This is a genomic window from Pseudochelatococcus contaminans (assembly GCF_014195635.1).
GTDB lineage: Bacteria > Pseudomonadota > Alphaproteobacteria > Rhizobiales > Beijerinckiaceae > Pseudochelatococcus > Pseudochelatococcus contaminans.
Genome location: NZ_JACICC010000008.1, coordinates 1 through 22443, shown reverse-complemented (window position 1 = coordinate 22443; position 22443 = coordinate 1). Strand labels below are relative to the sequence as shown.

Sequence of the window (22443 nt, the reverse complement as noted above, 5' to 3'; positions counted from 1 at the left end):
GCCGCCGGCAGGATTCAGGCAGAAAATATGGTTCCCAGTTTTGGGACGCCGACAGGCCGTCCGTCAAGCCACACAACGGCATTGGTTGGGACAAAGCACATCAACGACTATGTTATAGGCATGCATCGTGACATGAGTCTGGCCGGGAGGGAAACATGGGAACGGCATCGCGCGACACGGTATCTTCACCCGCCAGGCAGGCAGAGGACCGCGGACCCGCCGGGCAGGCGGGGGATCACGGCGCACCGGGATCGCTCGCGAGCCTGATGGCGTCTGCCTCCGGCGCAGGGGCGCGGGCCGGGCTGGAGACGTGGAATCCGCCTGATTGCGGCGATATCGACATGCGCATCGCCGATGACGGGACGTGGCTTCATGAGGGCACGACCATCGGACGGCCGGCGCTGGTGAAGCTGTTCGCGTCCATTCTGCGGCGCGAGGGTGATCGCTATGTATTGGTGACGCCTGTCGAAAAGGTGGGGATAAAGGTGGACGACGTTCCCTTCCTCGCCGTGGAAATGACACACGATCCCGCTTCCGGGCGACTCTTCTTTCGCACCAATGTCGATGACGTCGTGGCCGCCGGGGCGGATGCGCCGCTGCGTTTCGAGGTCGATGCGGCTGGCGGCTTCCGGCCTTACGTCAAGGTGCGGGGTGAATTGTGGGCGCGTCTGACGCGGGCGCTGGTGCCGGATCTGCTCGCCCTGGCGCAGGAACGCGACATCGATGGCCGCACTGTTATCGGAATCGCTTCCGGGGACAGTTTCTTCCCCGTGGCTGAAAGTGCCGACTTCTATCGCGAGGACGATGCGTGACGCGGTTCGGCAACGGAAACGCCCTTGCGGCGCGCCTGGCCGCGCGGCTGTTTCACGAACCGCCGGTCGTGAGGACGATGCAGGATTATGTCACCGGCGATCACGCGCTGGGCAACGCCTTGCCGGATATTGCGCCGGCGCGTCCTGCCGCCGTGCTTGTGCCGCTGGTGATGCGCCCCGCACAGAGCGGCGGCGAGCGCTTTTCGATGGTGCTGACGCAGCGCGCCGCGACGTTACGCCAGCATGCGGCGCAAATTGCCTTTCCCGGCGGCAAGATTGATCCGGAGGATGCGTCCCCGGTCGCAGCGGCGCTGCGCGAGGCGCAGGAGGAAATCGGCTTGCCTGCTGGGCTCGTGCAGCCGCTGGGATATCTGGACGGCTACCTCTCCGCCACGGGCTACAGCATTCAGCCGGTGGTCGGGCTGGTCGATCCGGCGTTTTCGCCCGTGCCCAATCCCGATGAGGTGGATGAGGTTTTCGAGGTGCCACTCGATTTTCTCATGGATGCCAATCACCACGAGCGCCACGCCCGTGAATGGCAGGGAACGTTGCGGCACTATTATGCGATGCCCTATGGCAAGCGTTACATCTGGGGTGCGACGGCCGGCATTATTCGAAACCTTTATGAAAGAGTGTATGCGGAATGAGACATCGAAGCGCCGGGAGGAGGCCGTTATGACCAGAGCCGTATTCGAGGCGCTCGTTCTGTTTCTAAGTCCGTTCGTGCTGTTCGGCATCTATCTTTATGCGCGGCGGCGCAACCCGCTCACGAAAGAGGCGTGGGATGGGCATGTGTCCTGGCTGGTGCTGGCGGGGCTGCTCGTTGCCATTCTGGGCCTGCTGATCACCGGGCTGACGGCGGAGCGCCACACCGGCGCTTATGTGCCGACCCATATCGAGGACGGCAAGCTCGTTCCCGGCCGTTTCCAATGACGCCGTTTCCAATGACACATGCACAGGTAGCCGGGCTTCTGGCCGATCCCGCCTTGATGCGGGTGCTGACGGCCATCGACGCGGGCGGTTCGGAAACCCGCGTCGTGGGCGGCGCGGTGCGCAACGCCCTGATGGGCTGCCCCGTGAACGACATAGACTGCGCCACCACCGCGTTGCCCGCCGAGGTTGCGGAGCGTGCTGTCGCTGCCGGGCTGAAGGCCGTGCCGACCGGCATCGACCACGGCACCGTCACCGTTGTCTGCAATGGCAGACCATTCGAGATCACGACCCTGCGCCGTGACGTCGCCACCGATGGACGGCATGCGCAGGTGGCCTTCGGTAATGACTTTGCCGAGGACGCGCGCCGGCGCGATTTCACCATCAACGCGCTTTATCTCGACAAGGCAGGGGTGGTGCACGACTTCACCGGCGGCCTGGCCGATATTACGGCGCGGCGCGTGCGTTTCATCGGCGATGCAGGCCAGCGCATCCGCGAGGACTATCTGCGGATCATGCGGTTCTTCCGCTTTTCCGCCGGGTATGGCGAGGGGCCGCTCGATGCAGCGGGCCTGTCCGCCTGCATCCGTGAGCGGCATGGCCTGTCGCGGTTGTCGCGGGAGCGTATTCGTTCCGAGCTGCTGCGCCTGCTTGTGGCGCGTCGAGCGGTGGAGGTTGTCGGCCTGTTGGCGGATACGGGGATCGTGTCGATGCTGACGGCGGGTGTCGCCGACATCGGGCGCTTCACGCGCGCCGCCGTGCGGAGTGATGATGCGATGACGCGTCTGGCGGGGCTGGCGGTGGTGCTTCCCGAAGATGCCGACCGCCTGCGCGAGCGCCTGCGACTGTCGAACGGTGAGCACGCCCGGCTGCATGCCGCAGGCACGTTGATCGAGCATCTGCATGGCTGGCAGCGGCCCGTCGATGCACGGGCAGTGCGGCGTCTGGTCGTGCTGCACGGTTTGCAGCCTGTTGCGGATGCGCTGGCGGTCGTTTCAGGAGAGCCCGTCCCGGGCGTTACCGAGGAGGCGCGGTCGCAACTCGATGCTTACGGCGACGGGCACGAGTCGGTGCCGGTCTTCCCGCTCACCGGGCGGCAGGTGGCGCGGGCGGGCGTGGAAACCGGCCCACGCATGGGGCGGGTGCTCGCGTATGCGCGCCGCCTGTGGATTGAGGCCGACATGCCGCTGGATGACGCGAGCATCCAATCGCTGTTGGCAGAGGCGATCAGGCGGGAAGTGTGACCGGGCGGCGTTCGAGAGCTTGCGACCAGATGCAGAGCGCCAGCCCCACAGCGGCCAGCGCTGCCGCCACAAACGGCAGATCCTGATAGCCCATGCCGAAAGTCAGGGCCGCGCCGCCGATCCATGCGCCCCCGGCGTTGCCGAGGTTGAACGCGGCCTGATTGAGGCTAGACGCCAGATTGGGGGCGTCGTTGGCGGTGTCCACCACCCGCACCTGAAGCGGCGGGCAGATGGCAAAGGCGACGATACCCCACAGAAAAATCACCGCCACAGTGGCCTGCCATATCGGGGCCGCGAAGTGCAGCGCCACCAGCAGCACGATGATGCCGACGAATATGCCGATCACCGAAGCCAGCAATCGCCAGTCCGCCAGCCGGCCGCCAACGAAATTGCCGATGGTCAGGCCCACGCCGAACAGCAGCAGCACCCAGGTAACGTGGTGCGGCTCCAGCCCCGACACCTCGCGCAGCATCGGCGCGATATAGGTGAACACGCAGAACAGCGCCGCCGAAGCGAGGACACTCATGCCCATGGCCAGAAGAACCTGCGGCTTGCCCAGAACCTTGAACTCGCTGACGATGCTTGCCTTGGGGTTGGGGATGTTGCGCGGCACCAGCAGGATGAGCGCCAGCACGGCGGCGACGCCGATCAGCGACACCGCCCAGAAGGTGGAGCGCCAGCCGAACTGTTGTCCCAGTGCGGTGCCAGCCGGCACGCCGAGCACGTTGGCCAGAGTGAGGCCGCCGAACATCAGCGCCACGGCCTGCGCACGCTTGTTCCGTTCCACGAGGCTGGCGGCGACGACGGCGCCGATGCCGAAATAGGCCCCGTGGCAGAAGGCGGTGACGACGCGCGCCCCCATCAGCAGCCAATAAGTGGGGGAAAGTGCGCACAACACGTTGCCGACGATGAACACGCATGTCAGCCCGATCAGCGTGGCCTTGCGCGGCAGGCCGTTTGTGGCGATGGCAACGATGGGCGCACCCACAACGACGCCCAGCGCATATCCCGACACGAGATGCCCGGCGGAGGGAATGCTGACGCCAAGATCTGCCGCGACTTCAGGCAGCAGCCCCATGATGACGAATTCTGTCGTGCCTATGCAAAACGAAGCGGCGGCGAGGGCGAGCAGTGATAGCGGCATGGCGGGGTTTCCTTGCGCAAATTTCCTGCACACGTCAGGGGTGCTGTGATAGGGCGGGCAGCGTTACCGGAAACCTTCAAAAGAACAATCCATGCATGATGCATCGCAGCCATGCTTCTCATTCAGCCCCTCGCCGGATGCTGAGGCACAGCCTGTCCACCACGGCAAGGAGAGTTCATTGGCGATATTGGACTATTCCGACTGGATACGAATACCGTGGAGCAAAATGTCGTTGGCGGTCTCGAACACGGCTTCCGCGTCGAGTTCGCGGTAGGACGGAGCCAGTTTTCTCATGATCGGGAAGCTATCGGCAGGCAGCCGCTCGATTTCGGCGATCTCGGTTTCCCGCGCCGGTCGTATCAATCCCCCGATCTCGGCCATGCACAGGCCGATGACGCTGGCGTACCATGCAAGGCATACTGCCGGCACAGCCGCGTCAGGGATGCCCGCGTCCTTGAGGGCGCGATGGACCATCTCGATATGCGCAAAGTCCGATACCCCGGTGTTCAGGAATTTTTGCGTGAGCGCGAAGGTATTTGGGTGGCCGAGCGCCAGCGCCCGGTAGTCCCGGGCATGAAGCCGCAGCCGGTCCTCCCAGCGCCGATCTTCGTCGACCGGCGAGAGCCTGGCGGTGATCGCGTCGGCCATGGCGCGATAGAGCCCATCCTTGTTTTTGAAATGATAGAGAATCGCCATCGGATCGCAGCCGATGCGCTCGCCAAGCTTGCGCAGGCTGAAGCCGGCATCCCCCGTCTCTTCCAGCAGGATGACTGCTGCCCCGGTAATGACGTCCTTGGAGAGGCCGCGCGGGCCGGCAGGCAAGCGGACGGTATTGGGCACTATGGCGCACTTTCTTTATGAGATAGATGTCATTCGGCCCATTCTGGATCGCCGGTAAACACGACGGTAAGCCAGCGGTCCGGGCTTTTGTCACCCACAAGATCGCCAATCTCGTCGCGCAGCGCATCCCATTCGGCGATGGTGCGCGCCGGGCCGTCGGCCGGGGCGATGAAGTAAAGCTCGATCTCGCGGGACCGGCCGACGCGCGCCACGTAGGCGCGATAGGAGATGAAGCCGTGCTTCTCGACAAAGGCTTGCGCGACGGTGTCGACATGCTCTTTGAGGTCCACCGGAGTAACGAGGAAGATGTCGGCAAGTGCTTGCCGGACGGTCGAGACCGGAAGCGGGATGATAAGCAGGCAGACGATCGCCAGCACCGCCGGGTCGATATAGGGGGAAATCCATTGCCATTGCGTTCCCTGAACGGCAAAACCGATGAGGAAGGCGATCAGCAGCGCGCCGGTGATGCCGGTCGACATGATCCAGCCCTTGATGTCGAGCCGGACGAATTCCGAGTTGATCCTGTGGTTGGCGCGGGCTTCGACGATGGCGATCGAGGCGCAGGCGATGACGGTGATGACGGCATAGACGATCGCCCAGCCGAATTCGAGGTCGCGGCCGCCTTCCAGCAGGCTGCCGATCGCCGTGACGAAGGCATAGACTGCCGCGCTGATCAGCAATGTACCGTTGAGCCCCAGAACCATGGGTTCCAGATGCCAGAAGCCCATGGAGAAACGCTCCCTGAGCTTGCGGGACAGCCCCTTCGTGGTGGCGTAGGACATGATGAGGTTGACGGCGACCAGCGACAGAAGGCTCATGCTGGCGTCGATCAGCGAGTAAACGCCGTCGAAGACGATGGAGAAGGAGCCGGAGAAAAGGCCGAAGCCGATGCCGAGGCTGGAAATGACCAGCGTGACGGCGATCGACGTTCTCAATACGCCGCGCTCGTCGGTCAGTTCAAAGATGCGGGTGCGCATGCTCATTTTTCTCTTTCCACCGGCCTCCCTGTCAGAAGGACACGAGCTTGCCCGGATTGATCGCCGTGCCGACGCCGAAGGCGGCCTTGGCCGCGGGAATGGCGAACGGCGAAAGCTGGCGGCCGAGCGGGATTGGCTTGTGCTGGATCGCCAGCAGCATCTCCAGATCCTCGCTGTGCCCCGACAGGTCGTCGGCAATGGCCTTGCCGATCCGCACTGTCTGCGCAACCCCGTGGCCGCTCCAGCCATGCACCATGTAGACGGGTGCCGTGCCCTCGATCCGGCGCGTCTCGGTCGCTCCGTTCAGCGTGAAGTCGCTGATGCCGCTCCACGAATAATCCAGCGCCACGCCTTCATATTGCGGGAACACGGTGCGGAAGCGCCCGAGCAGATAGTCGTTGATGCGCTCGGCCGACCAGTTCGTTCCCGTGCCCTGGCCGCCAAACAGGATGCGGTCCTTGCGCACGGGGCGGTAGTAGTCGATCTGGAACTGGGTATCATAAACCGGCATGCCCGTGGGCAGCAGTTGCTCCGTCCCGCCGTCGATCGGCTTGGTCACGCTGACATAGGTGAAGAACGGGATCGTCTTCGGCAGAAGCTGCGAATCGAACATGTGAGTAAGGTCGTGAACGGCCAGCACCACGCCTTTTCGGGCCGTGATCGTGCCGCTGGCGGTGCAGGCCACCACACCGGCCGGGGTCTGTTCGATCCTGGCGATCTCGGTGCCCTCGAAGATGCGCCCGCCATTGAGCAGGAAGCCATGAGCGAGCGTGCGCACCAGAGCGAGCGGATGCGCCTGTCCACCGATCCGGTCGATCAGCGCGCCATGATAAAGCTCCGACGCGATGTGCTCGCGGACCTGATGGCGGCCGACGACTTCAACGGCGTTGTCGCCGAGATGATAGCGGGCGTCAGCGCCTTCGATCAGCGACGCCATATGGCCGGGATGGATCGCAGCGGTGATGTGGCCGTACTGCCGGTCGAGGCCAACATCGTAGCGCGCGGCGATCTCGTCCACGAGATCCATCGCCTCATGGGCGCAGAAGCGCCACAGGCGTTTCGCTTCGTCGGGCGAGAAATGTTCAAGGATGTCCCCGGCCTCCCAGCGGGCGAGGCCGGGCGTGAGCTGGCCGCCGTTGCGGCCTGAAGCGGCTGAACCGATGCTGCCCTTTTCGACCAGCACCGTCTCGATGCCGGCCTCGGACAGATGCAACGCCGTCGAGGAGCCGAGAAGACCGCCGCCTATCACCAGTACGTCGCAGACAAGATCGTTTTCGAGCGTGGGCAGGGCGGGCCAAGGATTGAGCGAGGCTTCATAATAGTTGGCGGGGCTGTCAAGGGCGCCACGTCCGGGGTCAATCCAGTTCCAGTTGGTCGAACCTTTCTTCAGATGCGACTCCATGAACACGGAGTCGTTGAGCAAGACCGGCTTGTGGGCCGACATGATAGTCTCCAGATCGAATGCTTCCCTTGGATGGGGGACAGATGTCCAGCGTAGCCGCCGGACGTTTGACCGGCACAGGGAGAGGCACCCGCATTGAGTTTTTTCTACGCTGTAGAAAATCTACGGCGTAGAACGATTGGTGTCAAGGCTGCAACGAGCGGATCTCCACCTTGGCCTGAGATTGACATATAACCTATGATATCATATGTTTTAAGCAAGGCCAAAAAATGGGAGGATACATTATGGCTAATAACGCAAGAATTTTGCGGAACTATATCAATGGAGGGTATGTAGACTCGGCCAGTTCCGAGTATTTCGACCTGATAAGCCCGGTGACGGGCGAGGTTGTTGCGCGATCTCCGAATTCCAGTTCGGAAGACGTCGATGCGGCCTACCGTGCTGCGGCAGCCGCTTTCAAGGTGTGGGGTCGCACCACGCCCTCGACGCGTCAGAAGGCGCTCCTCGGACTGGCGGATGCGGTCGAGAGGAATGCCGAACGGTTGGTCGAGGCGCAAAGCCGCAACACCGGACAACCGAAATACCTGATCGCTTCCGAAGAAGTGGCGACCTCGGTGGATCAGATCCGTTTCTTTGCGGGGGCCGCGCGGTTTCTCGAAGGGCGTGCGACGGCTGAATATATGGAAGACCTCACATCCTCCATCCGCCGTGAGCCGGTTGGCGTGGTTGGGCAGGTCACGCCCTGGAACTATCCGTTGATGATGGCCGTCTGGAAGATCGCGCCTGCGCTTGCGGCCGGTGATACCGTCGTGCTCAAGCCGAGCGATACCACTCCCGAAAGCACCCTGCTGCTTGCCGAAATTGCCGGCGAGTTCTTCCCGGCGGGCGCGTTCAACGTTGTGCTCGGCAAAGCCGATACCGGCGCGCATGTTGTGTCGCACAAGACCCCGGCGCTGGTCTCGATCACTGGTTCGGTTCGCGCGGGTTTGCAGGTGGCGGCATCCGCAGCGGCAAATCTCACCAAGGCGCATCTCGAACTCGGCGGCAAGGCTCCTGTGGTGGTGTTCGCGGATGCTGATCTCGACGTTGCCGTGGAAAGCATCGGAACGACGGGTTATTTCAATGCCGGGCAGGATTGCACCGCAGCAGCCCGCATCATCGTGGCCGAATCGATCCATGACGAGTTCGTCTCTCGCCTCGTGGCCTTTGCGAAGGAAGTGAAGTTCGGCGATCCGGACAGCACGGACATTCTCTATGGCCCGGTAAACAATGCCGGCCAGCTCGAACGCATCAAGGGATTCATCGAGCGCCTTCCGGCCCACGCGAAGATCGAAACGGGTGGCAGGCAGGCCGACCGGACGGGCCTCTTCTTCGAGCCGACTGTCATCACCGGCCTTGAACAGCACGACGAAGCGATCCAGACCGAGATTTTCGGGCCGGTCATCACCGTCCAGAAGTTCACCGACGAAGCGGACGCCATCGAGAAGGCAAACGATGTCGAGTATGGTCTCGCATCAAGCGTCTGGACCCGCGATCACGCCCGCGCCCAACGCCTCTCGCGTGAACTGGATTTCGGCACGGTCTGGATCAACACCCATATTCCCCTGACCGGCGAGATGCCCCATGGCGGCTTCAAGAACTCCGGTTACGGCAAGGATCTGTCGGCATACGGGTTCGAGGAATACACGCGCGTCAAGCACGTCATGAGCTCGAACAAGTGAGCGGAGGGCATTTCATGAGCGAGCTGGAAAGCAATCGCGCACTGGTCTCCCGTGCTCATCAGGAACTGTTCAGCGAGCGCGACGTCGCTGCGCTGGACAGGTATTTCGCCGCTGACTTCATCGAGCATTCGCCGCTGGTCAAGGACGGCCTGTCTGGACTGCGGGAACTGGTGGAAAGCCGTCCTGATCTGCGCCACGAGGCTGTCAGGATGCTGGCGGATGGCGATCTTGTCGCGATCCACGGACGCTTCACCGGCCTCGACGAGCACCCTTTGGTCGGGTTCGACATATACCGGGTGAAGGACGGAAAGATCGTCGAGCATTGGGACGGTCTGGTTCCGGAGGCTGTCCCGAATGAGAGCGGGCGCACGCAGCTCGACGGGCCAACCGATCCCGGCGATGCCGACAAGGAAGCCAACCGCGCTTTCATTGCGGAATACTTCACAAGAACGTTGATCGAAGGTAACTACGACGGCTTCGATCGCTACGCGGCCGGTGAAAATTTCAAGCAACACAGTCCCGATATCGCCGATGGCGTCGTCGCGGTGAAAGCCTTCCTCAACAAGCTCCGCGACGATGATCAGGGATTGGTTTATGATTGCGTCCACCGCACAGTTGCGGAAGGCAAGTTCGTCCTCACCCACTCCGAGGGAAGCATCGGCGGGACGCGCCATGCCTATTTCGAGTTGTGGTATGTGGAGGACGGCAGGCTGACTGAAATGTGGGACGCCATCACACCTGTTCCTGCTGACAATGAAGCCCTGCATCCGCACGGCATCTTCTGATCGACACGACGAAATCGCCGGCACAGCGGACAATGCGTCCCCTGTGCCGGCTTTCGGCCAGAGCCAGCAGAAAGGTCATGATCACGCATTCCGTTGTTTATTCCCAGATCGGGCAGGCCAGCCGAGCCGAGCAGGTCGTCGAGCGGTTGAGCAACGCCATCGTTTGTGGGCTGCTCGAAGCTGAAGAGCAGTTGCCGAGCGAAAGCGAACTGGCGCGTCTGTTCGGCGTCTCCACCGTGACGGTGCGCGAGGCTTTGAACACGCTACGGGAGCGTCGGTTCATCGACACGCGAAGAGGTCGCAACGGCGGCAGCTTTGTTTGCCACGTGCCCGCTGACCTCGCCTTTTCCAGTCATCCCCTGCGGAGCGTGTCCACGGACTACCTCGCCGATCTTGGCGAACTCCAGTGCGCGATCACCGGCCGAAGCGTGTGGTTGGCATCGCAACGCTCGACGGCGCAGGATTGTCAGCGGCTCGCAGGATTGCGGGACGACTTCGTGTCGGCAGGACAGGCCGAAGCCCGTGTTCAGGCCGACATGCGGTATCAGCTTGCCCTGGCCGCCAATGCACAGTCGGCCCGTTTGGCGAACATGGTTCTGGAAATCCAGGCCGAGTGGGTTCCGCTGGCGGTCGCGATCTATCAGGACGACGCTGTCCACGCCGAGACGGCACGTGCTCATAGCGAAATTTTCGAAGCATTGCAGGCGACCGATGCCCGTGGAGGCCGCGCGGTTGCCGAGAGCTGGATCAAATCGCTGACCGATCATCTGATCGGCTGCAAGCACAGAATGCAAACGACACCGGCGAAAGAGCGGGAATAGCCCGCCAAAGCTATGGGAGGAGGCGAGAATGCAAACGGATTCGTCCCTTTGGGACGCAGACCATCCGTCGAACCTTATAGATGCCTGCAACAGCCGGCTCGAAGCCCTGTTCTGCGACCTTCAGGAGGTGGCGGCACGGATCGCTGCCTACCTGACTCAGGTCATCGCGAAAGAGGGTGCCGATGTTGAGCATCTTCGCCTGAGCGAAGAGGCCCGGGCTCTGCTCCAGCGGGAAATTATCGACAGGCTCGGCGATGCCCGGTGGTGCGACGGCGCCGGATTTGCAAACTACAGCGCGCCATCCGGCGCCGTTCTGCCCATCGCGACTGGAGGGGAAGTGGCTGCGCTCCAGGATAGCGAGTATTGGACGCTTGAATGGTGGGTTTCCGAAGCGGGGGATGTCCGGCAAGTCCCGCTTGAAAGCGATCAGGGACGGCAGCGTCGCGTTGATTTTCGTTCATTCGACTGGTTCCGCGAGCCAGCGGATCGCGGCAGGGCGCATGTCGCGGGGCCTTACGTTGATTACGTCTGCAACGGTTCCTACACTGTCACCGCAGCCCATCCGGTCTTCATCGACGGCCGGTTTGCGGGCGTAGGCGTCGCCGATATTCTCGTGTCGACGATCGAGCGGGAGATGTCGCAATTATTGCGCAGGCTCGCGGGTCCGGCTGTGATCGTCAACCCCGATGGGCGGGTCGTCGTCTCCACAGAACCGTCAGTTCGGCCCGGTGCGCTCTGGCCGGTCGATGATCAATGGCAGGTGATTGTCAGCCCAAACCATCCCTTCCGCCTGGCGGTCAGCCCGCCGAAACCGTCTTCCCTGAGCCGTGACCGGGATCTACGCTGAACGCGCCGCGAATGCGGAACTCCGGGACGCTCTATGGCAGGCCATGTCATGAAGCGGTGCGTGTCGTCTTACGGACCAACGTTGCGATATCGATCCCCAGACGACGAGCGGTCTCACGTTTTGAACCGTAACGATCGAGAAAGACCTTGATGATGTGATCTTCGAACGCACGGCTGAGATCCTTCAGCGTCGTGCCTTCGCTCGTATCCAGACTGTCGACGATGCCGGCTGGAAAGTTCAGCGGAATCGTCGAATCCTCGAACGGTGCTGTACTGAGTCCTTCGGGGAGATCGGACGTTTCGGCCAGTTCATCGGCGACGATGTCAAGGTACTCCACGATGCTGCGCAACTCGCGCAGGTTGCCGGGAAAGGAATGGGCCAGAATGGTGGCGCGGCAGTCCGGCGAAAGGCGCAGCAGGCGTCCGCGTTCCTGATTGGCGCGGGCAATCAGGGCGTCGAGGATGATGTCCTTGTCTTCCCGCTCGCGCAGCGGTGGAATATTGACCGGAAAGGTGGCGAGGCGAAAGTAGAGATCCTTGCGGAATGTTCCCTCGCTCATCATGCTGTGGAGATCGCGGTTCGTCGCCGCGACCACATTCGTTTCGACGCGCCGGCTGACCGCCGAACCCACCGACTGAATGGTGCTATCTTCGAGGAATTTCAGCAGCTTCGCCTGACTGGCGAGCGGGATCTCGCCGACTTCGTCCAAAAAAAGTGTGCCGCCGCCGGCGCTTTCGATGTAGCCGCGCTTTCCGGCCTGAAGCGCGCCGGTGAACGCGCCGCGTTCGTAGCCGAACATCTCGGATTCGAACAGCGTCTCCGGAATGCTGCCACAGTTGACGTGAACGAACGGCCGCGCTGGATCGCCTGCCGACGCATGGATATGCTTTGCTATCGCCGTCTTGCCGACGCCAGACTCTCCCAAAAGCAGAATGCGGAAACTGCGTGCATAAGCTTTCAGCGCCCGATCGATCTGGCTTCTAAGGTCACTTGGAAATGAAAGGGTCTCTCCGTTTTCCTGATGAGATCGTCCGCCGGAGCGCGTGCCTGTGCCACGCCTGTTGCGGTCCCAGCCTTCCGGATCGTGCAGCCAGTAGAGGTGATAACCCCGCGTATCCGTTCCCACGCTAAGTGCCCGGCGCAGCACCCGATAGAAGCGCCCTGTGGAACGGGCGCGCACTTGCCCTTGCGCCTGCCCTTTTTCCGCTGCGGCGAGAAAGTCGTCCAGATCGAGATTGGACTGTTGAAGAAAGGTGGCGAACGTGGCTCCCGATCGGGAATCGGACCATCCTGCCAGCTTATGTGCGGCATCGTTGAGAAACAGCACTGTGTCTTCCGGGCTGACGACGAGAAAGGGGTCCGGTGACAGGTCCGCCACGGTGCGAAACTCGCGTGCTGCGAAAAGCGCTTCGATCTGACTTCGGTCGATGGCTGCAGAAGCCTTCAATTCGACGTGGAAGGATTGGAACTTGGCTGTTTCCATCACGAATGTTTCACCTATTCTCCTACGGAGCATCCGTCCGTTGCGGATGGGTGCTCGCTGTCCAGGTCGGTACCGTCACGATGGTCCAGACGGTGCCAATGTCATCATTCACTTTGGCCAGGTGGATAGGGGGCAATGTCAGTGCTTCTTCTGCGGGCAGCGCTTGCCAGCCGACGTGGGTCTCGCCGTTCCGCAACTGCTCCGCAAGGCGGCGTTCCAGTGCCTCGGCCTTTTCGCCGGCATGGACGAAGGCTTCGCTCCGCGCAACGGAATTGCCGCGCTCATCCAGCACGATCACGCCCATCGGCAGGGCTTCCACCATACGCTGTATCAGGTGGATACTGCCCTCGAACTCCAGGCCGGTGACATCCCGTCCATTGCCCCAAAGACGCAGGAGGAAGCCGTCGACAATGTCGGCGCGCACGTCATTACGCATGTAGAAATGCTTGCGATCGTGGCTGAGGTCGACGCTGAGCGCGTTATCAATATGATATCCAGAGTCGATAATCTGGGCGACAAACCGCTCGTTCGCGGCGCTCCGGGGCCAGTAAAGGCGCACCCCCTGGGCATTGAGATCCATATCGTCCGGCAGATGATAAAGCTTGGCCATTGCTTTATTGCACATCCGCCAGACAGACTGGTTCTCGAAGATCTGGCGTATGATCTCCTCCCTGGGCAGCGTGACATTCACTGGCTCCAGGAACACGATTGCCCAGTGGGCTTCGGTCGAGTGCTCGACGATATTGGATAGGAGCCGTACGTCGTCCTCGACCGTGGCGTGCCTCAAACCGACCGAGCCGTAATCCATCTTCACGAGTGCCAGCGCATCGTTGCCGAACCATTTCACGTATCGCGGTCTGGCGATGGTGGCGATGAGCCGACCACGGCGGCCGACGAGGGTCAGTTCGCTGGTTGGAATTGGCTTCCCCCCGTCCAGGCCGCGCAGCCAACTCTCTATCGCCGACACAGACTGTGGGGCGTAAAGGCTTTCGAAGGGAAGCCCGTCGACTGCATCAGACGAGAGGCCAAGCCTGGCATTCTGGTTGCCGTTGGCCCATAACATCCGCCCGTCCGCGCCGATGACGTCGATCAGCAGGTCATCCACGCCGTCGCGAACGATGGCCTGTCCCTGCTGCTCGACCTCCGTCACAGCCGCGTTTAGCTGTTCCGAACTCGTGCAGCCCGCTTCCTCGACGTCGAGGGTTTGCCGGTTCGGGGATTGCGGATTGAACTCGATGGGCGGAAACATGTCCCTTGGTCCTTTTTTGCAGTGCGCCTGTCGGGCGTTGTTTTATGTCCTCCCGGCTCTGCGCTGTGTGGCTGCCGCGCCGAAGGTGGCCAGCAGCCGTGCGTTTGGTGGCGAAAGCTCGGGGCGGTATTCCGCATGCCACTGTACGCCGATCGCGAATGGATGGTCGAGCACACGAACTGCCTCCGGGGTCCCATCAGGTGCGGCAGCTTCGACCTTTAGGCTACGCCCGATCCTTTCCAGGCCCTGATAATGCAGGGAATTAACCAGAAATCGCTTGGCCCCGAACACGTTTTCAAGGGACGAGCCGTCTACCAGCTCCACCTCGTGCAGCGGTTCGTAGAGTTCCTCCAAGGGTGCCTCTTCGGGCGCATGGTGCTCGATGCGGCCGGGCAGTTTGCGCAACTCCGGTACGAGGCTGCCGCCCAGCGCTACGTTCAACTCCTGAAAGCCACGGCAAATGAAGAGCGCCGGTATCCGTTTCGCGACAATGGCCTCTATGAGCGTCAGCGCGAGGTCGTCGCGCGTGGCGTCGAACGGTCCAGGTGTGTCTTGCGGGCCACCCCAGCGATCCGGGTGGATGTTCGACGGGCTGCCGGTAAACAGAAATCCGTCGAAATATTCGATCAGCGCGCCAATGTCGCCTTCATGTAAAACCGGCAGCAAAAGCGTTGGAATGCCATTCGCGAAGTCGCGAATGCTGCGCGCGTACTTATCGCCGGTGACGTGGTAAGGCATCTGCGAAAGTTCACGGACATCGCCGACGAGGGCAATCAGCGGTAGATCGGTCATCATTCTCACTCCCTGTCCGTGTTACCCGCATCGCTGACAAGGCCGGCGAAGCGCGCGAAGTTGAGCACCATCCGTTCACAGCCGGGCACGAAACGGTAATGCGCCGCATTAGCCGGGTTCAGTTCTGCCCAGCAGGTTGCCATGCGATCGCAGGTCGCTTCGGGGTGAAACTGCACCGAGAGCCAATTGCCGCCGTGGTCGACGGCTGCAGCCGGCAGATTCGGGCGGGTGCCGAGCACCACGTCGTCCGGTGCCAGCTCGATTACGCGCTCGGAGTTGGCGAAGTAGAAGTGCGAGTCGTCGTCAAAACCGTCGAACAATGGGTGTGATGCGCCAGCTTCGGTGCGCGACACGGGCAGCGATCCGATCTCTGGACCATGTGGCGAACGTTCAACCCGTCCGCCCAGCACGGTTGTCATCAACTGGTGGCCGCCGCAGATGCCGAACAGCGGCTTGCCGGTTCGCCGCCAGGCTCCGAGGAACCGGCTGATCTCGTGCTGCCATTCATAGCCGTCCGAGACGAAGGCGAAGCTGCCGCCGAGGATGATCGCGTCTATCGAGCCAAGATCCTCCGGCAACAGTTCGCCCTCATGCGCGCGCACGGCTCTATATTCGACATGGGGCGTGACGCCGATTGCGTCCAGCAAGGCCCCGACGGGCACCGTTTCATCATCCTCGCCTTGCACACGCCGCCATTTCGACCTGTCGTAGCTGCCGGGGTTGGCGAACTGGGATATGAAGAGAAGCGTTGGCCGTGTCATGTCATTATCTTTCTGGCTTTAGTCTCAAGGGTGTCGGAAACGGCGGTCCGGGGCCGTTTCCGGATTCTTGGGATTGAGGTGGCGCCGGCGCGTTTACGCAGGACGCGAAGTGACGGGCACCGCCGCCTGCTCCTCCTCGCTGTTGAGCTTCCATGCGTCGGCGTAGGGCGCCGTTCCGCGCTCGTGGGAGCGGAACAGCACCATGTAAAGCAGGCCCGCTCCCACCACGATCGAGGACGTCAGCAGCATGCTGTAGTTCACGAACCATGGCTCCTCCGGTGCCCGCGGCCACATCATGTTGATGACCGCGCCGATGCCGTAAGTGAGCGCCAGGATATTGACGATCGGCCCCCATGCGCCGAGCCGGAACTTTCCGGCTGGCACCCAACCGCGAGAACGTGCGTAGAGGGCCCCGATCACCACCATCTGGAACGACACGTAGATGCCTACGACGGCAAAACTGATGATCGTCGTCAGAGCATCCTCCACCAACAGGCCGAGCACGACGATCAGAGCCGGAACGATACCTGCAAGCACCAGCGCGGCAGAGGGAACGTGCTGACCTTCGGAAAGGCGCGACAACATCCCGGAGCCGAAGATCATCCGGTCCCGCCCATAGGAAAAGAGCAGCCGGCTGACTGCCGCCTGCAACGACAACACACAGGACAGAAACGACACCATCACCACGATGATGACCGCCTTCGAGCCCCATGGTCCGAACGTCGTCAGCAGGATCTGTTCCAATGGGTCAGTGACCGCGCCGGAGATGACCGCGCCGATGTCCGGGACGGCCAGAATAAGGGCGTAGCAGACGAAAGCAGACGCGCCGACGCCGATGTAAATCGTCATGCGCATGGCCATGGGAATACGGCGGCCGGGGTCCGGCGTCTCCTCGGCTACGTCGCCGCATGCTTCGAAGCCATAGCAGGAGAACAGGCCCACGAGCGCTGCGGTGAGGAAGGCGGGCAGATAGGAACCCGCGCCCTCGGCACCGAGTGTGTGGAACACGATGTCGAACGGCTGCTCGCGGTGAAACGCCAGCAGGTAAACTCCGACGACCAGCGCGCCGACCAACTCACAGATGAAGCCGAACATGGCAACCTTGGCCAGCGTTTGCGTTCCGCCCAGGTTGAGCAAGGTCGAAGTCAGCAGAACCGCAAGAGCGATCAGGGTGATAACGACAGGCGACGGCTCGAAGCCGAGCAGCAGCGCCAGGAACGGACCTGCACCGACCGCGACTGCCGCGATGGTGGTGAACAGCGCCCAAGCATAGATCCAGCCTGCCATCCAGGCCCAGCTCCGTCCCACAAGCCGCCGCGACCACGGATAGAGGCCGCCGGAGATCGGGAACTGAGACACCACCTCACCGAAGATGAGCGCGACGAGAAGCTGCCCGAAGCCGGCGATGAAATAAGCCCACAGCATGGGCGGCCCGCCGGAAGCGAGGCCGAACGCGAAGACCGAGTAGACGCCAACCACCGGCGACAGATAGGTGAAGCCGAGCGCAAAGTTCTCCCATAACGACATGGAACGGTCGAAGTTCGACGTATAGCCCAGCGCCTTTAGTTGCTGTTCGTCGTCGGACAGGCCGGATGAAACGGCATTGATTTCATGATTCACGGTTGTTCCCCTTTTTTAGATTTGAACCGTATCTTCCGGCGCTGCTATGCGGCGTTCCCCAAGCAGGCCGTCGTTACGGATTTCGCGGATGCCGTCCGCGCGAGCCTGCCGGGCTTTTGCCTCATGCAAACTCCGTGCCGTTCTTGATATCCTCCCGGTCTGGTGGATGGGGCAGGCCGGCGCCGCTCTCCCTGCGGCCCGGCTGCAGCCTCATCCGATATGCATCCACACGGATTTCGTCTGGCTGTATTGGGTCAGCGCCTCCAGACACTTGTCGCGGCCGTTACCCGATCGCTTGAAGCCGCCCCACGGAGCTGTGGCGTCGTAGTCGAAATAAGTGTTGACCCAGATGATGCCCGCTGCCGCCTCGCGGGCGAAGCGATGGGCTGTGCTCACGTCCCGTGTCCAGATCGAGGCGGCGAGGCCGTAATCTGTATCGTTTGCCACCGCGATGGCCTCATCCACGTCCTTCACTGGAATGACGGTTGTCACGGGACCGAAGATTTCCTCCCGCGCTATGGTCATGCGGTTGTGTACATTGGTGAAGAGGGTGGGCTCGACGTAATTGCCCTCATTGAGGTGACGCGGTGGATGTCCGCCGAAGGCGAGACTTGCGCCCTCGCGCACGCCGGTCTCGATGTAATCGAGCACCTTGTTCCGATGGCCGCCGTCCACCAGCGGTCCCATTGTCGTCGCCGGGTCGAGCGGATCGCCAGGCTGGAACAGCGCGCGGGTCTGGTCCTCGAACCGCGCTACGAAGGCGTCGTGGACTGCCTCTTCCACCAGCAGGCGGGAACTGGCGGCGCAGACTTCCCCCTGGTTGGCAAAACTGCCGATCACGGCGTTGCGTACGGCGGCATTGAGATCGCAGTCGGCGAGTACAACCTGGGGGGATTTGCCACCGCATTCCAGCGTGACGTGCTTGAGATTGGACTCGCCTGCGTATCGCATGATCAGGCCACCGACGCCGGCAGAGCCGGTGAAGCCGATCTTGTCGACGTCCTGATGCAGCGCCAGTGCCTTGCCGACCTCCTCACCGGGGCCGGAGACGACGTTGAGAACGCCGTCCGGGCCACCGGCCTCCGAGAACAAACGAGCGAGCAACAGGGCTGACAGCGAACTCTGCTCGGCAGGCTTTAATACGACGCTGTTGCCGGTGGCGAGCGCCGGACCGAGTTTCCAGCAGGCCATCATCAGCGGATAGTTCCACGGCACAATGAGGCCCACCACGCCGAGCGGCTCGCGCCTGACGAAATGAAACGTCTCCTGCGCCGTATTCGTCACCACGCCCTCGATCTTGTCGATCGCCTCGGCGGCAAAGCGCAGGTTGGTCGCGGCGCAAGGAATGTCGAAGCCCGTCAGCGACGACACTGGCTTTCCCATTTCGAGGCTGTCGAGCAAAGCGAGTTCGGCGGTATGTTCTTCGATGAGGTCTGCGAACCGTTGCAGTACGGCCATGCGCGACCGCGGCGCCAGCCGTGACCATACGCCGGAGCGGAATGCCCGGCGCGCCGCTGCGACTGCCAGATCGATATCGGCTGCCGTGCCCCTTGCCACTTCCGCGATGGGCCGTTCGGTAGCGGGGTTGACTGTCACGAAGCGGCCTTCGCCAGTTGCCGGGCGAAATGTCCCGTCGATAAAGAGGCGGGTTTCGAAGAAGAGGTTTGCGGCGCGCTCGCGCCAGTCCTCTGCCGACCACGCGCCGACCGGCTTTTGATTGAAACTGCTCATGGGGATGGCTCCTGTGTGCGCTGGTTGGATGGAATGCCCCGGCGCATAACGCGCACGGGGCCGCCTTGCCGCCTCACGGGAAGTAGTCCATGTAACGTTCGATATCCCAGCCGGAGATTTCCTTCATGAAGCGCTGCCACTCGTCCCGTTTCAGCTTGTCGTAAAGCTCGTGCAGCCGGCCGGGCATGGCCTCCAGGATGAAGTCGTCGGCCTTCAGCGCCTCCAGCGCCTCGTGCAGGTTGAGCGGGATCGTGGCGATATCCTCGACACCAGCGTTCAGCACGTCGACAACATTGCGCTTCTCAGGCGGGCCGGGGTCGATCTGGTTCGAGATCCCATCATCAAGGGCCTTCAGCAACGCCGAGCAGAACAAGTGCTGGTTCACCATGGCGTCGACGGCGCGGAACTCGAAGCGGTCAGGAGCGGAAATACGGATCGAGCACGACCGGTTCTGCAAGCCCCAGTTGGCGCCTACAGGTGCCCACAAGCCGATATCCGCAAATCGACGGTAGGAGTTGACCGTCGTCGCGCCCAATGCCGTCAGCGCGCCGATATGTTTGAGCGCGCCGCCCAGCGCGTGACGACCGAGTTCCGTCGGAATCCAGCCTCCCTCGGTATTCTCAAATGCATTCTCGCCACCCTTATTGTAGCTGAATACCTCGTCCATACCGGGCAGCGTGCCTTCCGCCAGCCGCACAACCTTTTGCTCCCCTCCATACCAGATGGAGCAATTGTGGTGGCAGCCATTGGCGGGCACGCCCATCATGGGCTTGGCCATGAAACAGGCTACGAGGCCGTTCTGGCGGGCGACCTCGGCGCAGATCTGCCGATACGTGGTCAAGCGATCGCAGGTGGCAAGCACATCGTCGAAGGCGAAGTTCAGTTCGAGCAATCCGGGAGCGTCCTCCACATCGCCCTGGATCATGTCAAGACCCATGGCTTGCCCGTATTCGTAGACCTTCATCCAGACGTGCCGCGCTGTTTCGAATTGGTCGATGTGATAGGCGGATGCCTTGGTGATGCCCTCGTAAGGACGCTTTACATCGCCCGTAGGACGTAGCCAGAGCATTTCCGGTTCGGTGCCCACGCGCAGGTGCAGGCCGTTGTGCTTTTCCCGGAACTGGCGGTCAAAACGCTTGAGATTGCCGCGCGTGTCGCATTCGTAGTACGCGCCGGGCTTGTTTTCGTCTTCCAGGCTGTAGAACAGGGTGCAGAACACCCGCGCGATCTTCTTTTCCCATGGCAGTTGGCAAAACGTTTCGGGATCTGGAAGGGCGAGGCACTCGCCGTCGTTGGCGGAAAAGCCGATCATGTTGCCACGGATGTCGACCGTGAGATTTGCGACGCCGCCGATCCATGTCTGAATGCCTTTATGAGCATTCTGCTCCCAATGGCGGGCCGGTACGGATTTGCCGAGCACACGCCCGGTGATCGTCACGTATTGATAGTAAATGTATTCGATCCCAAGCTGATCGATCTTTTCTCGCACACGGGCAACGCGCTCCTGCCGCAATGGATCTGCGATCTCGCGCATGACGTCGGTATCGGCAAATCTTGCTTTTCCAGTGACCGCGGGCGCGCGTACCTGGGGCCGTTCAAGCATGCTTATATCTACGTTGCCAGTAATGGCCGCACCGGTATCACGAAGCAGGTTGGAGTTCTGAAGTACCTTCATCTTTATTCCCTCTGTTTTTGAATTATTGTTTCGTTGAGTGTTCAGGCTTCCAGATAACGTTTGACCTCCTGCGAACTGACCGCGCGGGCAAGGCTGGCATTTTCGACCTCGCAGGTTTTAGTGAAGTGCGTGACAAAGCGGTCGCCGAAGAGCCGGCGGGCGTGATCGCTTTCCGCGAGCCTTTCTGCTGCCTCGGCAAGGCTTGCCGGCAGGCGAATGCCGCCTTCGGGAATGTCGTCGGGACCATTGTCCGGTGAGGCGGGCGGGGCGGGCAGCTTCTCTTCAAGTCCGTCCAAGCCAGCGCCCAGCAAGAGCGCCAGCGCGAGGTAGGGGTTACAATCTGCGCCAGGCAGACGGAACTCCAGTCGCGCGGAATCGTGTTTTGAGGGCACGGAACGGATAGCCGTGGTGAAAGTGAATTCCGCCCAACTCACCGATTTCGGTGCCCAGGAACCTGGAGCAAACCGGCGATAGGCGTTTACAGTGTGAGCGCATAGAGCGAACGCCTGCGGCACGGTGTGAGTGAGGCCGCCGATGAAGTGCTGCGCAGTGGCGTTCGTTCTGCCTGTTGTATCGCTGAAGAGATTCAGGCCAGTAGCGCTGTCCCACAGGGAGATGCTGATGTGTCCGCCTATGCCGGGGAAACCCGCTCCGAGATACGGCATGAAACTGGCTGTCTTGCCCAGGCTGCGCGCATAGGCGCGGGTTGCCAACCGAAAAAATGCGGCGTCGTCAGCTGCCTTTAACGGCTCCTCTGCGCCAAGCGTTGCTTCGAAGCAGCCCGGCCCAAGCTCGCCGCCCACGCCGAACACAGCGATATCCGTCGCTCGCAGGATCGCTTCGAGACCGGCAACGAAGGAGCCATGGTTGGCGCCAGTTTGCCCGGACCAACATTTGTTGTCTGGCGCAAACGGGCGCAGCCCGGCAAACTGCGATGTCCGCAGGCTTTCAGCCGTCTCGTCAAGGATCAGCACCTCGAATTCGAATGCAGCGCGCACCTCGATGCCCAGTGCCTTGGCACGCTCGATTTGTCGGCGCAGGACAGCGCGCGGCATGATTTCTGCGGTGGGGCCTGAGAATTCCGCGATTACCACACTTGCATTCGGCTCAAAAGGATATTGGCGCAGCGACGACACGTCGATAGCGACATCTTCCGTGAGATAAGGCCCACTTCCAAATAGAGTGTCTGCTGAATCCCAGAGAGCGATAGTATTGGCAAATTGTGGTTCTCGTGCCCAGGCGATAAATGAATCGCGCGGAAGTCGCCGCTCCCGGAATGTGCCAGCGTGATCGAACTGACCGGCATGAACCACCTCGACGTGGTTCTCTTCAAGTAAATGGGCAAGTTTCTCCGTTCCCATGAGGTGCTCCCTGCTGGGTTGAATGGATATGAGGGTCTTAAATAATCAGCCGACGTCGGCAGCCCTCACGGGCAGTCTGCCGTTCCGCGACGGATCATGATCGTAGTAGAATGTTGAGTTTGAAGCGTTGCCCGGTCTTACAGCGCCCGACGACTAGGCTCAGGACTCATTGATTGAGATAGAATGTTACGGCTGCTGCGATGCATATGGCCGAAAAGAAGGTGTGGGCGCATCGGTCGTATCGTGTT

Annotated in this window: 20 protein-coding genes; 8 read left to right on the top strand and 12 right to left on the bottom strand. The window is 61.8% G+C overall.

The features are described from left to right. The first annotated feature begins 266 nt into the window (after nt 1-266). The 4 genes from FHS81_RS14050 to FHS81_RS14035 are packed head-to-tail and all read left to right on the top strand — an operon-like array spanning nt 267 to nt 2986. Nucleotides 267-812, top strand: a complete 546-nt coding sequence (locus tag FHS81_RS14050) for a DUF1285 domain-containing protein (RefSeq protein WP_246375041.1) — start codon at nt 267-269, stop codon at nt 810-812. After that, a complete protein-coding gene (locus FHS81_RS14045) occupies nt 809-1459 on the top strand; it encodes a CoA pyrophosphatase (protein WP_343052496.1) in 651 nt (216 codons plus the stop codon). Before FHS81_RS14050 ends, FHS81_RS14045 begins: the two co-directional genes overlap by 4 nt. A gap of 28 nt (nt 1460-1487) precedes the next feature. After that, the gene (locus tag FHS81_RS14040; RefSeq protein ID WP_183754025.1) at nt 1488-1745 is read left to right on the top strand and encodes a DUF6111 family protein; all 258 of its coding nucleotides are present in this window, start codon (nt 1488-1490) and stop codon (nt 1743-1745) included. Continuing rightward, complete coding sequence (locus tag FHS81_RS14035; RefSeq protein WP_246375032.1) at nt 1742-2986, top strand: CCA tRNA nucleotidyltransferase; 1245 nt, start codon at nt 1742-1744, stop codon at nt 2984-2986. Before FHS81_RS14040 ends, FHS81_RS14035 begins: the two co-directional genes overlap by 4 nt. On the opposite strand, the gene FHS81_RS14030 is transcribed toward FHS81_RS14035, so the two are convergent. The 4 genes from FHS81_RS14030 to FHS81_RS14015 form a co-directional block, all read right to left on the bottom strand. After that, nucleotides 2970-4130 carry an MFS transporter gene (locus tag FHS81_RS14030; protein ID WP_183754023.1) on the bottom strand — a complete coding sequence of 387 codons (1161 nt, stop codon included), beginning with the start codon at nt 4128-4130 and terminating at the stop codon, nt 2970-2972. The two genes, FHS81_RS14035 and FHS81_RS14030, sit on opposite strands and share 17 nt — an antisense overlap. 192 nt (nt 4131-4322) lie before the next feature. Continuing rightward, complete coding sequence (locus tag FHS81_RS14025) at nt 4323-4970, bottom strand: TetR/AcrR family transcriptional regulator C-terminal domain-containing protein (RefSeq protein WP_183754021.1); 648 nt, start codon at nt 4968-4970, stop codon at nt 4323-4325. A gap of 29 nt (nt 4971-4999) precedes the next feature. Next, the gene (locus FHS81_RS14020; protein WP_183754019.1) at nt 5000-5953 is read right to left on the bottom strand and encodes a cation diffusion facilitator family transporter; all 954 of its coding nucleotides are present in this window, start codon (nt 5951-5953) and stop codon (nt 5000-5002) included. Nucleotides 5954-5978: 25 nt separating this feature from the next. After that, nucleotides 5979-7391: an NAD(P)/FAD-dependent oxidoreductase gene (locus FHS81_RS14015; RefSeq protein ID WP_183754018.1), complete on the bottom strand. Its 1413-nt coding sequence runs from the start codon at nt 7389-7391 to the stop codon at nt 5979-5981. Between the two features lie 242 nt (nt 7392-7633). Between FHS81_RS14015 and FHS81_RS14010 the strand changes: the two genes are divergently transcribed. The 4 genes from FHS81_RS14010 (at nt 7634) to FHS81_RS13995 (ending at nt 11523) form a co-directional block, all read left to right on the top strand. Continuing rightward, complete coding sequence (locus FHS81_RS14010) at nt 7634-9070, top strand: gamma-aminobutyraldehyde dehydrogenase (protein ID WP_183754015.1); 1437 nt, start codon at nt 7634-7636, stop codon at nt 9068-9070. 14 nt (nt 9071-9084) lie between these two features. Then, on the top strand, nt 9085-9855 hold the full coding sequence (locus FHS81_RS14005) for a nuclear transport factor 2 family protein (protein WP_183754013.1): 771 nt from the start codon (nt 9085-9087) through the stop codon (nt 9853-9855). A gap of 77 nt (nt 9856-9932) precedes the next feature. Continuing rightward, nucleotides 9933-10676, top strand: coding sequence for a FadR/GntR family transcriptional regulator (locus tag FHS81_RS14000; RefSeq protein WP_183754011.1), 744 nt, complete (start codon nt 9933-9935; stop codon nt 10674-10676). Nucleotides 10677-10704: 28 nt separating this feature from the next. Continuing rightward, nucleotides 10705-11523 (top strand): cache domain-containing protein, encoded by an 819-nt coding sequence (locus FHS81_RS13995; protein WP_183754009.1) that lies wholly within the window; start codon nt 10705-10707, stop codon nt 11521-11523. Between the two features lie 46 nt (nt 11524-11569). Here the strand turns inward: FHS81_RS13995 and FHS81_RS13990 are convergent, their stop codons facing one another. The 8 genes from FHS81_RS13990 to FHS81_RS13955 form a co-directional block, all read right to left on the bottom strand. Further along, nucleotides 11570-13006 (bottom strand): sigma 54-interacting transcriptional regulator, encoded by a 1437-nt coding sequence (locus FHS81_RS13990; protein ID WP_183754007.1) that lies wholly within the window; start codon nt 13004-13006, stop codon nt 11570-11572. A 22-nt stretch (nt 13007-13028) separates the two neighbouring features. Beyond that, on the bottom strand, nt 13029-14255 hold the full coding sequence (locus FHS81_RS13985; RefSeq protein WP_183754004.1) for a PAS domain-containing protein: 1227 nt from the start codon (nt 14253-14255) through the stop codon (nt 13029-13031). A gap of 42 nt (nt 14256-14297) precedes the next feature. Beyond that, nucleotides 14298-15050, bottom strand: a complete 753-nt coding sequence (locus FHS81_RS13980; protein ID WP_183754002.1) for a gamma-glutamyl-gamma-aminobutyrate hydrolase family protein — start codon at nt 15048-15050, stop codon at nt 14298-14300. Nucleotides 15051-15052: 2 nt separating this feature from the next. Further along, nucleotides 15053-15808 (bottom strand): type 1 glutamine amidotransferase, encoded by a 756-nt coding sequence (locus FHS81_RS13975; protein ID WP_183753999.1) that lies wholly within the window; start codon nt 15806-15808, stop codon nt 15053-15055. 93 nt (nt 15809-15901) lie between these two features. Beyond that, nucleotides 15902-17428, bottom strand: coding sequence for an amino acid permease (locus FHS81_RS13970; protein WP_210281714.1), 1527 nt, complete (start codon nt 17426-17428; stop codon nt 15902-15904). Between the two features lie 210 nt (nt 17429-17638). Continuing rightward, complete coding sequence (locus FHS81_RS13965) at nt 17639-19159, bottom strand: aldehyde dehydrogenase family protein (protein WP_183753998.1); 1521 nt, start codon at nt 19157-19159, stop codon at nt 17639-17641. A 73-nt stretch (nt 19160-19232) separates the two neighbouring features. Further along, entirely contained in the window at nt 19233-20693 is a 1461-nt protein-coding gene (locus FHS81_RS13960; protein WP_246375031.1) for a glutamine synthetase family protein, read from the bottom strand. Nucleotides 20694-20875: 182 nt separating this feature from the next. Continuing rightward, nucleotides 20876-22195: a type I glutamate--ammonia ligase gene (locus FHS81_RS13955; RefSeq protein WP_183753995.1), complete on the bottom strand. Its 1320-nt coding sequence runs from the start codon at nt 22193-22195 to the stop codon at nt 20876-20878. Nucleotides 22196-22443: the final 248 nt, after the last annotated feature.

Coding starts and splice junctions, on each gene's coding strand:
- FHS81_RS14050 (WP_246375041.1), top strand. CDS start 267: ATGGCGTCTGCCTCCGGCGCAGGGGCGCGGGCCGGGCTGGAGACGTGG.
- FHS81_RS14040 (WP_183754025.1), top strand. CDS start 1,488: ATGACCAGAGCCGTATTCGAGGCGCTCGTTCTGTTTCTAAGTCCGTTC.
- FHS81_RS14035 (WP_246375032.1), top strand. CDS start 1,742: ATGACGCCGTTTCCAATGACACATGCACAGGTAGCCGGGCTTCTGGCC.
- FHS81_RS14030 (WP_183754023.1), bottom strand. CDS start 4,130: ATGCCGCTATCACTGCTCGCCCTCGCCGCCGCTTCGTTTTGCATAGGC.
- FHS81_RS14020 (WP_183754019.1), bottom strand. CDS start 5,953: ATGAGCATGCGCACCCGCATCTTTGAACTGACCGACGAGCGCGGCGTA.
- FHS81_RS14015 (WP_183754018.1), bottom strand. CDS start 7,391: ATGTCGGCCCACAAGCCGGTCTTGCTCAACGACTCCGTGTTCATGGAG.
- FHS81_RS14010 (WP_183754015.1), top strand. CDS start 7,634: ATGGCTAATAACGCAAGAATTTTGCGGAACTATATCAATGGAGGGTAT.
- FHS81_RS14005 (WP_183754013.1), top strand. CDS start 9,085: ATGAGCGAGCTGGAAAGCAATCGCGCACTGGTCTCCCGTGCTCATCAG.
- FHS81_RS14000 (WP_183754011.1), top strand. CDS start 9,933: ATGATCACGCATTCCGTTGTTTATTCCCAGATCGGGCAGGCCAGCCGA.
- FHS81_RS13995 (WP_183754009.1), top strand. CDS start 10,705: ATGCAAACGGATTCGTCCCTTTGGGACGCAGACCATCCGTCGAACCTT.
- FHS81_RS13990 (WP_183754007.1), bottom strand. CDS start 13,006: ATGGAAACAGCCAAGTTCCAATCCTTCCACGTCGAATTGAAGGCTTCT.
- FHS81_RS13985 (WP_183754004.1), bottom strand. CDS start 14,255: ATGTTTCCGCCCATCGAGTTCAATCCGCAATCCCCGAACCGGCAAACC.
- FHS81_RS13980 (WP_183754002.1), bottom strand. CDS start 15,050: ATGATGACCGATCTACCGCTGATTGCCCTCGTCGGCGATGTCCGTGAA.
- FHS81_RS13975 (WP_183753999.1), bottom strand. CDS start 15,808: ATGACACGGCCAACGCTTCTCTTCATATCCCAGTTCGCCAACCCCGGC.
- FHS81_RS13965 (WP_183753998.1), bottom strand. CDS start 19,159: ATGAGCAGTTTCAATCAAAAGCCGGTCGGCGCGTGGTCGGCAGAGGAC.
- FHS81_RS13960 (WP_246375031.1), bottom strand. CDS start 20,693: ATGCGCGAGATCGCAGATCCATTGCGGCAGGAGCGCGTTGCCCGTGTG.
- FHS81_RS13955 (WP_183753995.1), bottom strand. CDS start 22,195: ATGGGAACGGAGAAACTTGCCCATTTACTTGAAGAGAACCACGTCGAG.